This is a genomic window from Kribbella sp. NBC_01484, assembly GCF_036227145.1.
Classification (GTDB): Bacteria; Actinomycetota; Actinomycetes; order Propionibacteriales; family Kribbellaceae; genus Kribbella.
Map to the genome: position 1 here is coordinate 2,955,821 of NZ_CP109437.1, position 12,301 is coordinate 2,968,121.

General features: G+C 64.6%; 15 protein-coding genes and 1 pseudogene. 11 read left to right on the forward strand and 5 right to left on the reverse strand.

Annotated features, from left to right (window positions below; translation table 11 throughout):
• Nucleotides 1-118: 118 nt before the first annotated feature.
• On the reverse strand, nucleotides 119-439 hold the full coding sequence (cutA, locus tag OG555_RS14570) for a divalent-cation tolerance protein CutA (protein WP_329483404.1): 321 nt from the start codon (nucleotides 437-439) through the stop codon (nucleotides 119-121).
• Nucleotides 440-604: 165 nt separating this feature from the next.
• A complete protein-coding gene (locus OG555_RS14575) occupies nucleotides 605-1,084 on the reverse strand; it encodes a hypothetical protein (RefSeq protein ID WP_329483405.1) in 480 nt (159 codons plus the stop codon).
• A 21-nt stretch (nucleotides 1,085-1,105) separates the two neighbouring features.
• Between OG555_RS14575 and OG555_RS14580 the strand changes: the two genes are divergently transcribed.
• From OG555_RS14580 to OG555_RS14605, 7 genes and pseudogenes are all read left to right on the forward strand, one after another.
• Entirely contained in the window at nucleotides 1,106-1,579 is a 474-nt protein-coding gene (locus OG555_RS14580) for a hypothetical protein (RefSeq protein ID WP_329483406.1), read from the forward strand.
• A 511-nt stretch (nucleotides 1,580-2,090) separates the two neighbouring features.
• Nucleotides 2,091-2,429 carry a hypothetical protein gene (locus OG555_RS14585; RefSeq protein WP_329483407.1) on the forward strand — a complete coding sequence of 113 codons (339 nt, stop codon included), beginning with the start codon at nucleotides 2,091-2,093 and terminating at the stop codon, nucleotides 2,427-2,429.
• Between the two features lie 540 nt (nucleotides 2,430-2,969).
• Nucleotides 2,970-3,599, forward strand: coding sequence for a hypothetical protein (locus tag OG555_RS14590; protein ID WP_329483408.1), 630 nt, complete (start codon nucleotides 2,970-2,972; stop codon nucleotides 3,597-3,599).
• Nucleotides 3,600-4,082: 483 nt separating this feature from the next.
• Entirely contained in the window at nucleotides 4,083-5,228 is a 1,146-nt protein-coding gene (locus tag OG555_RS14595) for an SAVED domain-containing protein (protein ID WP_329483409.1), read from the forward strand.
• 1 nt (nucleotide 5,229) lies between these two features.
• Nucleotides 5,230-6,615 carry an SMODS domain-containing nucleotidyltransferase gene (locus tag OG555_RS14600; RefSeq protein WP_329483410.1) on the forward strand — a complete coding sequence of 462 codons (1,386 nt, stop codon included), beginning with the start codon at nucleotides 5,230-5,232 and terminating at the stop codon, nucleotides 6,613-6,615.
• Nucleotides 6,616-7,333: 718 nt separating this feature from the next.
• A pseudogene (locus OG555_RS42835) lies at nucleotides 7,334-7,471 on the forward strand (helix-turn-helix transcriptional regulator); the annotation flags it as partial.
• Between the two features lie 243 nt (nucleotides 7,472-7,714).
• Nucleotides 7,715-8,503, forward strand: coding sequence for a hypothetical protein (locus tag OG555_RS14605; protein ID WP_329483411.1), 789 nt, complete (start codon nucleotides 7,715-7,717; stop codon nucleotides 8,501-8,503).
• Here the strand turns inward: OG555_RS14605 and cutA (OG555_RS14610) are convergent.
• The gene (cutA, locus tag OG555_RS14610; RefSeq protein WP_329483412.1) at nucleotides 8,500-8,820 is read right to left on the reverse strand and encodes a divalent-cation tolerance protein CutA; all 321 of its coding nucleotides are present in this window, start codon (nucleotides 8,818-8,820) and stop codon (nucleotides 8,500-8,502) included. The two genes, OG555_RS14605 and cutA (OG555_RS14610), sit on opposite strands and share 4 nt — an antisense overlap.
• A 104-nt stretch (nucleotides 8,821-8,924) precedes the next feature.
• Here cutA (OG555_RS14610) and OG555_RS14615 point away from each other — a divergent pair, with 104 nt between their 5' ends.
• Nucleotides 8,925-9,902 (forward strand): hypothetical protein, encoded by a 978-nt coding sequence (locus OG555_RS14615; protein ID WP_329483413.1) that lies wholly within the window; start codon nucleotides 8,925-8,927, stop codon nucleotides 9,900-9,902.
• Here the strand turns inward: OG555_RS14615 and OG555_RS14620 are convergent, their stop codons facing one another.
• Both OG555_RS14620 and OG555_RS14625 read right to left on the reverse strand, forming a co-directional pair.
• Nucleotides 9,903-10,421: a GNAT family N-acetyltransferase gene (locus OG555_RS14620; protein ID WP_329483414.1), complete on the reverse strand. Its 519-nt coding sequence runs from the start codon at nucleotides 10,419-10,421 to the stop codon at nucleotides 9,903-9,905.
• Nucleotides 10,418-11,206: a GntR family transcriptional regulator gene (locus tag OG555_RS14625; protein WP_329483415.1), complete on the reverse strand. Its 789-nt coding sequence runs from the start codon at nucleotides 11,204-11,206 to the stop codon at nucleotides 10,418-10,420. The genes OG555_RS14620 and OG555_RS14625 overlap by 4 nt, the downstream gene beginning before the upstream one ends.
• A 132-nt stretch (nucleotides 11,207-11,338) precedes the next feature.
• Between OG555_RS14625 and OG555_RS14630 the strand changes: the two genes are divergently transcribed.
• Genes OG555_RS14630 through OG555_RS14640 form a run of 3 tightly spaced genes read left to right on the forward strand, consistent with a single transcriptional unit; the run spans nucleotide 11,339 to nucleotide 12,299 of the window.
• Nucleotides 11,339-11,788 carry a plasmid replication, integration and excision activator gene (locus OG555_RS14630; protein WP_329483416.1) on the forward strand — a complete coding sequence of 150 codons (450 nt, stop codon included), beginning with the start codon at nucleotides 11,339-11,341 and terminating at the stop codon, nucleotides 11,786-11,788.
• A gap of 2 nt (nucleotides 11,789-11,790) precedes the next feature.
• Entirely contained in the window at nucleotides 11,791-12,063 is a 273-nt protein-coding gene (locus OG555_RS14635; RefSeq protein ID WP_329483417.1) for a hypothetical protein, read from the forward strand.
• Entirely contained in the window at nucleotides 12,063-12,299 is a 237-nt protein-coding gene (locus tag OG555_RS14640; RefSeq protein WP_329483418.1) for a hypothetical protein, read from the forward strand. The genes OG555_RS14635 and OG555_RS14640 overlap by 1 nt, the downstream gene beginning before the upstream one ends.
• The last annotated feature ends 2 nt before the right edge of the window (nucleotides 12,300-12,301 follow it).

Genomic DNA, 12,301 nt, shown 5'->3' on the forward strand with positions numbered 1-12,301 from the left:
TCGTAGTACCGGTGGAGGCCGGTACCGTCGTTCCGGACCAAGTCATTTGCCAGGTTCCCCGGCTCGCATGCACGCTTTGGGGTCCTGAGGTTGCGGCCGTGCTCGAGCGGGCTCGCGGCTACCCCTTCGTCGTTCGATCGAGCCAGTCCAGGTAGGCGGCGGAGCCTGCGGTGATCAGTACAGCGCTCACCTCGGGGTTGGCCCACGAGTGTTGCTCCAGCAGGTGAGCCTCAAGCTCGGCGTACCGGCGCTCCGTGGTCTTCAACAGGACCTTCCACTCTTCACCTTCGCCGTACTGGCCTTCGTGCCAGAAGACCGATACGACGGGGCCCACAACCTGCGCACTCGCCGCAAGGCCGGCGCCGACCGCCGAACCTGCGAGCTGGACCGCCTCGTCACGAGTCGCCGTCGCCGTCGAGACCTGCAAGTAGCCAGACACGCCGCCGAGTTTAGGCGGACAGATAGGACCTGCCTCGCGAGCGTCGCGCGGCTCGTAGTCGATCTGTCGGAGCAGGGCGCTAGCGTCCGGTGGGTGCCGCACTACCCGCCGCCGGCAAGACCGCTCGGCCCCGACGCTGGGGGCCAATGGGTCGACCGCTGGACATCACCAGAGTGGACGCAGACCGCAGATGCTTGGGTTGGTTGTCGCCTCGCCGAGCATGGTCGCCGGATCAGCGGCGAGCCGGTTACGTACCGGGCCCGCTTCTGGTCCGTGGTCCGCTGCTATCCGTCCGTCGAGGGATTGGTGTGGTTCAAGGAGAACAATCCTGGCCATCGATTCGAGGCCGCTTTGGTCGCCGCTCTGGCGCGGCTCGCGCCAGAGGACGTGATCGTGCCGATCGCAATCGATCGCGAACGCAGTTGGCTGCTCACGGACGATCAGGGAACGACGCTCACGCATCTTGACGTTGATGATCAGCCGACGCGTTGCATCGTCGTCCGCGCGCTGGCCCGTATTCAGTGCGCCTTCCTCGGCCGCCTCAATGTGACCGAGCGCTCCCGGATCATCGAGCTTGCACCCAGCACGGCCGGTGACCGAGTGCGAGCCGTGGCCCAGGAGTGGGCGTCGCTGCAGCCCGGACATCCGTTGCGGCCCGGGCCAGACATGCTGAAACGAACTGAGGCTGCCGCTGAGGTATTGGATCGACGGATCGCGTCCCTCAGCGACATCGTTCCGCTCGACCTGGAGCTCAACGATGTGTACCCCGCGAACATCTTTGCCGACCGCTCGACTGGCGCACTCCGGCCGCGGTTCTTCGACTTCGGCAACGCGATCTGGGGTCATCCGTTCGTCTCGCTGCACGGCTTCCTCGACGCAGTGGTCGAATGGACCGGAGCGCGCTTGTCTCGCGCACACCGCGACGAGCTGCTCGACATCTACGTGACGGTTTGGCGTGATCATCTCGACGCCGACCCCCAAGTGCTGTGGAGCGACCTCGCCGCCACTGAGGCGCTGGTCGGTGTGCACCGGCTCGTCTCGTGGTTACGTCTCGTTCCGTACGCCGATCCGATCGAGATCCAAGCACGAGCCGAGACACCCAGGAACTATCTGGCGAGTGTCGCCGCGCTGGCGAGCTAGTGCCGTCCTTCGAACGACGGCAAACCCCCGAGACCCGGTCCGGTGCTGAAAGAGCGCGCCTGAGGGGCAGTCGCCGAGGTCGAGGGTGCGGACGTGTGCTTGCCGGCGGACGATGAGGCGGTGCACTTACTCGCCGGGTTGGCCTGTACGCCGGGGTCCACAGCGCGGTCCGGAGAAGGTGTCCAAGGCCACGCTGGTTAGTCCGATCGCGAGCCACGAGTGTCGACTCCACGGTGTGGTCGACAAAGTCGACGCGCGGGATGAATCTGCTCGGCTGTTTACGTCGTTGTGTGTAGGACCCCGGGTCCAAGGAACGCTCGCCGACGGCGAGTCGGCGACGCTACGGGGGTAGTCACGCGGCGGTAGCCCTGTTGGGTCATCGGGCGAGGGATCGGGGGATCATGGCGGTCGCCTGCCGGGACCTGTGGCCCTGGCTGCGCCATCGAGGACGGCGCAATCTGAATGCAGGACGGTGGCCAGGTAGGCCACCCGCGGGCAGACGGAGAACACGATGCACCACGATTTGGCACCCACAACGCACACGGCCGAGCTGCTCCAGATCCACGAGATCAACGCTGCCCTCGCGGCCGGTCACCGCGTCACCGCAGGCTCTGCGAGCGTCCCCGAGACGGTGCCTGGGGACGCCGTCCTGCGGTACCTCGAGGCGACCGGCCCGCCGTCCTACCCCTACATCTACGGTCACTTCAGCCAGCCGGGCATCGATGACACGATGCGGGTCGAGCTGCACACGGCGCAGCTGCGCGCCATCAGTCACCAGTTGTCACTTCGCTCACACATCTGGGGTCTCTTGCCCAGCTCAGTCCGGCCGGGCGGACAAGAGTTCAGCTGACCCAAGCGAGCCGCCCTGTTCCCTGGAAACACCAAAGCCCAGATCAGACCGCGTCTGCCCGGGCTTGGTGGGCGCTCGGAGGGATTCGAACCCCCAACCTTCTGATCCGTAGGAGCCTGCGTTATCGGCTGGCAGACCTGCTGCCCGCTGGGCCACCGTGCCAGAGATGGCGCAACTGATCAGTTCGTTTGGAGCCGTTGGGGTACGACTGGGGTACGGAACGCGAGGGTTGGAACGACTCCCAGACTTCGGCCGGCGCCGGCGAGCCGTCGCCGGCGCCCAATCTCATGCTCGGAAAACGTTCGTCCGCGCGACACGCCGGAGGTCTCCGGGTTGTTCCACGGTTGTGTCCGGTCGCGCGCGTACAGTCATACCGACGAAAAACCCCGGCACGAGGCCGTGGTAGGGCCGTCACGCCGGGGCTGTGGTTAAAGAACCACGGTTTAGTCGCCTAAACCATAGCTCCACTGAGGGTGCATGACACGCATTTGTGCCCCTTGACACGTGATGGCTCCGTCTGAGTAGAGCGGAGCTCGCCACATGGCGAACGCATCACCGGTGGTCGCGATGGCCACCTTCAGCGACTACCTCGTCGCTCCCGGAGGAAACAAGCGGATCTCTCTCGTCCGGGCGCAGGTGACCCAGTTCGGCGAGGACTACAACCCCGGCCGGGACTTCTACCGTCCGATGAGCCTGGCGATCCAGGAGGCGATCCGGTTCCGCACCGGCACGGCGCCGATCGACCGTGCCGTCATGAACGCTCGGCCGCGTGCTGTCGATCACTTCAAGGAGATCGGCGACAACGTCGGGAAGTACGTGCAGCGCGCTCAGACGGCGAAGATCCTCGACGTCGACCGCTGGGAGTGGGTTCAGCCGAACGTGACCGTCAAGATCAACCCTGACTTTGCTCTGATCCGGAAGGACGGTCATGTCGAGGTCGTCAAGGTGTATTACAAGGCGCCGGAGCTGACCCGGTTCCAGGCCGACGCGATGTTGCGCCTACTTCAGTACGCCATGCCGCACCTGAACGTGAAGGGCACCCCTGTCATCCTCGAAGCCCGCCGCGGCAAGGAGTGGAAGCCGACTCCCAAGCTCCGCGCCGGACTGGATGACTACCTCAAGAGCGAGGCCCTCGCGTACGGCGCCCTCTGGCAGTCCCTCAGCGCGTAACGCCACACCTGCTCCGTCCTCCTGATAGCTGCAAACCCAGGGCAGGGCGTCGTGGGTCAAGAGTCGGCTTGCCGATCCCGCAGGGACGCCGGAGGCGCTCTTGATGCGCGGCGCTCTGACCGGACAATTGAGCGACCAGGGGGACGGGGCCAAACCGCCGGCCTTCTCCAAGGCCGTCACGCGCGGCCGATCTGGCGGAGTGAGCGGTTGCGATCGGTCGTACGCAGAAGGTGCGCGCGGTGGAGGGCGTCGGCCGGAGGTCGTAAGCCCGGGCCGCGCTGCGCGCCGCCTGCGGCGCGCCTTGATTCTCAAGAGGTCAATCCGGCAGGGGGCGATGGCAGGTGAGCCGCACGACTGGCCCGGACGTGTTGGGCCGCAGTGCGGCCGTGAAGAACTGTCGGTAACGAGTGGTCTAATCACAAAGGACGGCCATCAGCGCACCGGAGGGTGCGAGAGGAACAGGGCCGTGATTGATAAAGGGGCATGATGGCAGTCAGCGATAACGAGAAGCGGAAGCTGTGGGTACGTGCGGGCGGCAGGTGCACACTGTGCAAGAAGTACCTCCTGGAGGGCGAGCTCACATACAAGGAGGTCTTCGTAGGCGAGGCAGCTCACATCGTCGGGCAGAAAGATTCGGCGAAGTCAGCCAGAGGCGTCGACCCGCTTCCGGAGGAGAAGCGCGACTTGGCCGAAAACCTCTTGCTCGCCTGCTCGTTCTGTCATACCGAGATCGACAAACTCTTGGTCGCCGAGCTCATTGACAAGGAGTTCCTTCGGTGGCGCAAGCAGGAGCATGAAGACGAAATTCGTCACCAAACGTCGCTGACTAAGTCACGTCGCACCGTCATTCTGCGCATGGCAGGGGACGTGCGCGGCGATCGGATGGAGTTGCCGAGAGACGCCGCAGTCGAGGCCGTCATCAAGTCCGGTGGCCGATTTCCGGTCTTTCCCGAAGCCTATGATCAGAAGAGCGTCGAGGTTGACCTTCGAGGCATCGACGGTGAGGCCGACGCAACCGCAGCGTTTTACGCGGCTGCCGTTCCCAAGATCGACAACGCTATCGACCACCGCGTCCACCCGGGCGTCTTGTCTCAGGAGATACAGCACATCAGCGTCTTCGCGATCGCACGACTTCCGCTTCTCGTCTATCTGGGGTCGAAGCTCGACGACGGTGTCGCGATCGATGTCTACCAGCGACACCGATCGACCCAAAACTGGGTCTGGTCCGCTGTAGACCCCGGGACTACCTTCGAGCTGACCCAGGCGCGAAACGGCAGCAACGCTGGCGACGCAGTGCTTATTGCGAACCTGTCCGGGACGACGCCACTCGCGGATCTGCCAGTGGAGCTGGACGAGGCCGACGTCTTCCAGTTAGACCCACGTCCCGGGCCCGCTGAAGACCTCTTTGCTCATCCGGCCGTGCTGGCAAGGTTCGAGGAAGCCATCCGCGCCTTCTTCACTGGACTCGAACGCACGCACAAGCAGCTAGAGCGCCTACATCTCATCGGCGCCATACCAGTTTCTCCCGCGGTGTCGATCGGCCGGATCCTCAAGAGCGCAGGCTTGCGGCCAGCGGTGGTCACCTACGACCGAATCGACGGTGGTTACATCCAGGCGCTGGTGGTCTGAGATGGACTTTGACGCACACTTTCAGGGATTCCTGGTCAGCACCGTCAACCTCAAGCAATGGAAGCTAGATCTGCTTGACACACGCGTCACCTCCATCACCAACGCGTTTCAGGCCGACGACACTGTCGGGTCCATGTACAAGGAGCACCTTCCTCAAGGGTCCTGGGCACAGCAGACCATCATCAATCCTGTCGGGATCTTCGATGAGTTCGACGCCGACATCCTGCTTCACCTCGAACAAGACTTCGACTGGAACGAGGACCCGAAGAAGTACCTCCAGCAGGTCCGGGCCGCCTTCAAACGCAGCTCCACGTATCAGTCGATGGTCGTACGGAAGAACCGTTGTGTGCGGATTGACTACGCGAACGACTGTCATGTCGACGTCGTTCCCGCGATTACTCTAGATGATGGGCGACAGGTCATCATCAATTACGCCGAGAACATCTTCGAGGACACCAACCCCGTAGGTTTTGCGGACTGGATGAAGGAACGCGACGACATTACAGGGGGAAACCTGCGCAGGGTGATCCGCCTGTTCAAGTGGCTGCGTGATTTCAAGAAAACCTTCAGTTGTCCCTCGATCATTCTGACTGTGATGCTCGGCAATCGAGTTGGCTACTGGGACAGTGATGCTCGATACAGCGACATTCCAACCACGTTGGTAAACCTGCTCGAAGATCTCAGTACCTGGCTCGACCAGCATTCCGCAATGCCGCTGCTGGACGACCCTAGCTGTCCTGGCACCAGCTTCAACCACCGCTGGGACGAGGCTAAGTACTCGACCTTCAAGAAGAAGGTTGCTGACTACGCTGCTTGGGCGCGCGAGGCCTACGACCTCCAGGGCGTCGACGACCAGGCCGCGCTTGGTGCCTGGCAAAAGTTGTTCGGGACGGAGTTCGCTGCCGACGAGGTCAAGGAGGCTCGCAGTCAGGTTCTCGCCAACAGGGTTCTGCGCGCGGCTGCCGGGCTCAGCGAGCGCGCTACGACCGTTCAGACCAAGGACATCGCACCGCAGGAAGAGTTCATCCACGATAAGTACGGCACGTTGCGGTTGCGCTATGGAGCGCGAATCGATGCGACTGTACTCGGGACCTATCCGAAGAACCTGCGACGGCTGCGTGTGGTCCCGAAGGGCCGTACCCTCCGCTTTCACCTCGAGACCGACACCCCCGAGCCGTACGACGTGCTGTGGAAGGTTCGCAACCATGGAATCGAGGCTGCACGGGGAGTCGGCGATCTGCGCGGACAGATCCGGCACGGGGGAAGCAACGGTAGGAACGATCACCGCGAATCGACCAGGTACAGGGGAACCCATTACGTCGAGGCGTACGTAGTCAAGGCTGGCGTGGTCGTCGCTAGCGACCATCACGACGTAACCATCATATGAAGACAGCCGCCGCAGCTGCCGTTGGTCGATGAGGCAGTCAGGCTGAACGTCGTCTGGACGGCTGCGATGTGAGCGACCCCGGCTGTGAGGAGTTCAGCCGGGGTCGCTTGGTGGTGGGCGGGACTGGCGCGGATGTAGGGGTCAGCACGCCGGCCCCGCCGATTAGGGGGTGAGCCTCTGTCGAGGATGGCGGCTCTGCCACTCCAGTTCGCGGTAGCTGCGGGTCGACATTCGCTGCGTGATCGGTCCGCGGGCTAGATAGGCCTCGACGCACCACGGGAGGACTTGGGAGACGTGCTGCGGGTCGGACCCGTCTCGCCACACGCCGCTGCGGCGGTCTGTGGCTGTCGTGCGCAAGGCCCACCGGCGCAACTGGCGGTCACGGGCGTTCCGCTGCCTAGTCATCTAGCCACTCCGCGCCGGTGTCGTCACGGTGGTAGCCCTGGTGGTACCCGAGCCGGCACACTCGCCCGGTCATCGGGTTGCGCCCTTCGCATGGGTCCGGGGCTGCGCTCCGGAGGTCCGGCCAGGCCTGTTTAGTCGGGCCGTCGGGCTGATCGCTGTCCCCCGCCCACTCGACGTCATCGTGTGCCGTCGACTCGATCATCGCTATGTCGGCCCTTCTCGCGCTGGTACCGTCGTCTTGTGGTGTTGACTCGCCGCACCGTCCAGGTAACTGCAAGTAGCTCGGGCTGGATGAGGCAGAAATGAGGCATCAGTGGGGCATGCTCGACGGCAATCCCTCGCTCAGCGCCGCAGATCTGTCGGGCTGAGCCAAGACGGACTTGCCCGAGCGCTTGGCATCGAGCGATCGACCGTGGTCCGCTGGGAAGCTGGCAGGAACGATCCGCAAGCGTGGGTACGGCCCCACCTCGCGCAGGCACTTCAACTCTCCGAGGAGCAGCTAGACGACCTGCTCCGAGCCGACGACGGCGGACGTGATGGCGTAGACCGGCGGGTCTTTGCCGGCCTCGCAACCGCGCTAGCGCTCGCGCCCCTCGCTCGGGCGCGGACAGGAAGTCAGATCGGTGCGACGCAGATACGCCAGCTCCGGCAACGAACGGCCCGCCTGCGCCGGCTGGATGACCACCTCGGCGGCATGGACACATACCAGGTTTACACGAGCGAGATGGCGGCCACGGCGAAGCTGATCAAGACCGCCAGCTACAGCAGTGCGGCTGCCAAAGCGCTGACCGGCGTGTTCGCCGAGCAAGCGCAGATGGCCGGATGGGCGGCCTTTGACGCTGGCCGCTATGTCGAATCGCGCCGACACTACAAGACGGCCTTGTCCGCGGCACAGGAGTCCGGCGACCCAGGCTTGGAAGGCAACTCGCTGGCGTTCATGGCCTATGAGAAGGCGGACACGCAGACCGCCGCGGAGTCAACCCGCATTGCGGGAACCAGGGCAACGCCTCGGGTTCGTGCCCTGCTCCACGAGCGCCTTGCCTGGACCTACGCGGTCAGCGGACAAACGTCGGCTACGGCGCGAGCGCTCGACGCCGCCACAGCCGCCGTCAACGAACCGTCGCACTTCCCCGAGCCGGACTGGGTGTTCTGGGTCGATCCACTGGAGATCGACATCATGGCCGGCCGCTGCTACACGGAGCTTCGCCGGCCGTCGCGGGCCGTTCCTCTGCTGGACGACGCCCTCTCGCGGTACGACGACACGCATTCCCGCGACAAAGCGCTCTACAGCACCTGGCTCGCGCACGCCCTCATGGACGCCGACGATCCAGAGCGGGCCGCGTACGTCACCGAGCACGCTATCGACCTCGCGTCAGGAGTCGGCTCCGTTCGTCCTGGCGAGCGTCTACGCGGCGTTCTCAGCCGGTTGTCGCACTACGGCGGTCCGGAGGTCGCTGCCGTACTCGAGCGGGCTCGTGGCTAAACCTTCGTCGTCCGATCGAGCCAGTCCAGGTAGCCAGCTGATCCAGCGGTGATCGGCAGGGCACTCACCTCGGGGTTGCTCCAAGGGTGGTTCTCCAACAGGTGCGCCTCAAGCTCGGCGTAACGGCGCTCGGTCGTCTTCAACAGCACCTGCCACTCTTCGCCTTCGCCGTACTGGCCGTCATGCCAGAAGACCGAGACAACCGGCCCCACGACCTGCGCTCCAGCCGCGAGGCCAGCTCCGACGGCCGAGCCCGCGAGCTCGACCGCCGCTTCACGAGTCGCCGTCGCTGTTGACACCTGCAAGTAGCCAGACATGCCGCCGAGTCTAGAGCCGTCCCTCGGTCTCACCTTAGGAGTCGTCAACTGAGCGCGTACGGAGTACTACGCTGACGCGAGCGGACTAGATGACAAGGAGACCGATGGCAGATCTGCCGGAGCACGAAGGGCGCGCAATCCGCGACTACGTCAACAGCCAGTCCCCCGACGATGACCAAGCGGGGCTGGTGCAAAAGGTCGGCTCCAAAAGGATTCTGTCGCGGGTGCATGATCTGTACGACGTGCACTGCACCAAGACCCGCTGGTGGGTGATCACCGACCCGACCAATCTGTATTTGCAAGACGACTTCCCCGAGGTGGAACAGGCGCTCATCTTCCATCTGGGCTTGGGGCTGTACCTGACAGAACGAAGTCGGGTTGAGCTGGAAGAGGAGAAAGAGGAACACATCTCGGGCGCCTGGCGGAGGTACACGCAGGCTGTCGAGGACATGGACACCGCCTCCGAGTCGGAGGACTATCAGTCGGTCGGTATCAAGTGCCGTGATGCGCTGATCGCCCTCGCGAAGGATCACGCCGAGGACGATTGGATCGGCGAACTCGATGAGCGGCCGAAGGCTGCTGACTTCAAGGGCTGGGGCGGCATCTTCGCAGAACGCCTTGCGGAGGGCCGACTACGGTCCTATGTCAAAGCGCTTGTGGAGAAGACGTGGGATCTGACTGTCTGGCTGCAGCACCACAGCGATGCAACCCCCGATGAGGCTGATCTGGTCCTCACCGCTACCCATCACCTGCTCGGTACTCTCAGTGTGCTCATGCTGCGGCGAGCAAGTGGCCCGCCCGAACGATGCCCGCGGTGCGCGTCCTACCGCCTAGACAGTGATCTGCAGGTCGTGGAAGAACCTGAGGCGGGCTACTACGAATCGACCGTTTGTGGCGCATGCGGCTGGCGCTCCGAGCCGGTATTTGAGAGCTGGGCCGAGCACTTTGACGGCGCCGATATCGAGGGCTACCTCTCGAAGCCTCCGACAGGGATCTCCGACCGCTTGCATCGCAAAGAGCGCCGCGACGCAGAGGAACAGGGCCGCAGCGAGATCAGCGCGTCGGAATCGCCCGCTGAGTAGTCAGTCCAGCGCCGGCAACTCTGTCGGCCGCTGGAACAGCGCGCCTGAGGGGTAGTCCGCGAGGTCGAGGGTGCGGACGTGCTTGAAACCGTTGCGTAGGTAGTAGTCGTGGAGGCCGGTGTTATCGGTCCAGACGTCGATGCGGAGCCAGTGTTGGCCGAGGCGGTGGGCTCGGTGGCAGGCCCAGTCCATGATTTCGGTGCCTAGGCCAGCGTGCTTGCGGCGGACGATGAGGCGGTGCATGTACATCGCCGGATCGGCCTGTTCCTCTGGGGTCCACAGGCGTGGGTCCGAGAAGGTGTCTAGGGCAACGGTTGCCATGGTGGCTTCGTTTTCGTCGCGGATCATCCAGGTTTCGCCGGCCTCGATGCTGGTGAGGATGCGGCGGTTCTGCTCCTCGGGGTTGGGCCACGCGACGGCCCATTGATCGATGCCGCGTTGGGCGAGCCATTCGCTGGCCTCGGTGCGGAGGGTGAGGATGACGCCCAGGTCGTCGGCGTCGGCACGTTCGATGATCACGCGTCGGCGCCCTCTTGGGCGAGGTAGGCGCGCATGTCGCCGAGTTCGTAGATGACGCGGTTGCGGTCGCTGGCGAAGGTGGTCAGCGTGAGCCGGAGCGGTCGCTTGTCGCTGAACGTCGTACGCGCGTAGACGATCACCGGCGTACCTGAGCCCAGTTGGAGCTTGCGCGCCTCGTCCGGTGTCGGCATGCGAGCGGTGATCTCGTCGCGGTAGCCGATCTCCTCGTGCCCGACCTTGGCCATCGCCAGGATCGCTCCACCGGGGATGTCGTTCGGCACGACCAGGCCGGCCAACTGGGCGATGTCCATCGGGTAGTAGCTGACCTGGATGCTGAGCGGCTGGTTGTCGGCGTACCGGACGAAGCCGCGGGACACGAGCGCGTCGCCTTGCTCGACCTGGAGCCGGTTGGAGAAGTCGGGGCCTGCTACTTCGAGGCTCATGGCGAAGTCGCGGTACTCGGCGTGCCGGCCTTGCTCGGCCATCTCGGATTGGAACGCATCGGCCTGGTCGCTCGCCCGGCGGTCGCGGGACTCCGCCCACGTGGCGTGGTAGTCGGCCATGATCCGCTCGCGCACGATCGTCCCGCGCCCCGGCGTGCTGGTCACCATGCCCTCGTTCTGGAGCATGCCGAGGGCTAGCCGGGCGGTGTTCCGCGACACGTCGTGCGCGGCCATGAGGTCTTGCTCGGTCGGTACGCGTTCGCCGGCCTTGATCTTGCCGGTGCGGATCTGCTCGCGCAGCTCGGCTGCGATGCGCTGGTAGAGCGGTGCTGACTGTGCCATTCGAGGGAACCTCCTGGTTTGTACCAACCAATGGTCCCATCTTCCTTGACTTGACGCCAAGTCCCAGGTAAAGATTGGTGCCGTACCAAACGTTGGTACGAATCCAATGAAGGGATCTGAACCATCATGGGTATGCCGAGAAGGATTGTGGTCGAGTTCGGTGACACGTTCCCGCATGGCCTGTTCGCGGTGTCGGAGGTGACCGCGGCTCGGGACTTCGAGAAGTCGACGAAGACCAACGCGGTGCAGACGATCGATGAGGACTCGGGCCTTCCGGTCTGGACTCTCGATGTGATGGATGGTGACCCGGAGGCCCGCAAGGCAGACCGGACGTTCACGATCCGGATCATCAACAAGGTTCAGCCGGTTCTTCCGCCGGCGCTCCCTGGTCTGCCGTTCACGGCGATCGAGATGCAGGGCATGACCGCCGCTCCGTGGGTCGACACCCGGAGTTGCTCGGCTCCGGACGAGGGTCGTTCGCACCGCTGCCGGGCGCGGCAGGGCTGGAGCTTCCGGTGCATGGGCATCCGGGCGCCGAAGAACATGCCCGGTTCGGGTGCGACCGAGCAGAAGGCGGCCTGACCATGAGCGTCGCAGAGAGCGTTGACCCTGGTCAGTTCCTGGCCTACCAGAACGGGCGCGCGGCATTTCTGCTGAGCGAGTTGCTGACGGGCGAGCCGAGCAAGTTCGTTCGCTTCGAGGCGCGTACGTGGCTCAACCAGCATCAGGCGTGGTTGTCCGACTCCGACGAGGAGGGCGACCCCTGGGAGGACGACAGCTACGACGAGGAAGACGACAACGACCTTCCCACGGACAGCCCGGGCAGTCGGGTCCTCTACTCGGAGGGGTGGCTGTGATGACCCCTTGGCGTGAGGCTGCGCTCGGGGAGCTGTGCACCTGCGGGCGGCAGGCGCGGGAGGTCTTCGTCCGTGCGGACGGCGACGAGATCGGCTACTGCGGCATTCCGGACGGCGGGGCCAAGAGCGGACCATGCCCGTTCTGCGGGCTGCGCCGGCACTCCCCGGGGCCCTGCCCGCGGTATACCCTCCGGCCGCCACTGACCCGTGATGACTCGCGACCGAACGGCGGCTGATC

What these genes read in the sequence shown, in the direction of transcription:
- OG555_RS14575 (WP_329483405.1), bottom strand. Translation starts at nt 1,084, where the DNA reads ATGTCCGGGCTGCAGCGACGCCCACTCCTGGGCCACGGCTCGCACTCG.
- OG555_RS14580 (WP_329483406.1), top strand. Translation starts at nt 1,106, where the DNA reads ATGCTGAAACGAACTGAGGCTGCCGCTGAGGTATTGGATCGACGGATC.
- OG555_RS14585 (WP_329483407.1), top strand. Translation starts at nt 2,091, where the DNA reads ATGCACCACGATTTGGCACCCACAACGCACACGGCCGAGCTGCTCCAG.
- OG555_RS14590 (WP_329483408.1), top strand. Translation starts at nt 2,970, where the DNA reads ATGGCGAACGCATCACCGGTGGTCGCGATGGCCACCTTCAGCGACTAC.
- OG555_RS14595 (WP_329483409.1), top strand. Translation starts at nt 4,083, where the DNA reads ATGATGGCAGTCAGCGATAACGAGAAGCGGAAGCTGTGGGTACGTGCG.
- OG555_RS14600 (WP_329483410.1), top strand. Translation starts at nt 5,230, where the DNA reads ATGGACTTTGACGCACACTTTCAGGGATTCCTGGTCAGCACCGTCAAC.
- OG555_RS14605 (WP_329483411.1), top strand. Translation starts at nt 7,715, where the DNA reads ATGGACACATACCAGGTTTACACGAGCGAGATGGCGGCCACGGCGAAG.
- cutA (WP_329483412.1), bottom strand. Translation starts at nt 8,820, where the DNA reads ATGTCTGGCTACTTGCAGGTGTCAACAGCGACGGCGACTCGTGAAGCG.
- OG555_RS14615 (WP_329483413.1), top strand. Translation starts at nt 8,925, where the DNA reads ATGGCAGATCTGCCGGAGCACGAAGGGCGCGCAATCCGCGACTACGTC.
- OG555_RS14625 (WP_329483415.1), bottom strand. Translation starts at nt 11,206, where the DNA reads ATGGCACAGTCAGCACCGCTCTACCAGCGCATCGCAGCCGAGCTGCGC.
- OG555_RS14630 (WP_329483416.1), top strand. Translation starts at nt 11,339, where the DNA reads ATGCCGAGAAGGATTGTGGTCGAGTTCGGTGACACGTTCCCGCATGGC.
- OG555_RS14635 (WP_329483417.1), top strand. Translation starts at nt 11,791, where the DNA reads ATGAGCGTCGCAGAGAGCGTTGACCCTGGTCAGTTCCTGGCCTACCAG.
- OG555_RS14640 (WP_329483418.1), top strand. Translation starts at nt 12,063, where the DNA reads ATGACCCCTTGGCGTGAGGCTGCGCTCGGGGAGCTGTGCACCTGCGGG.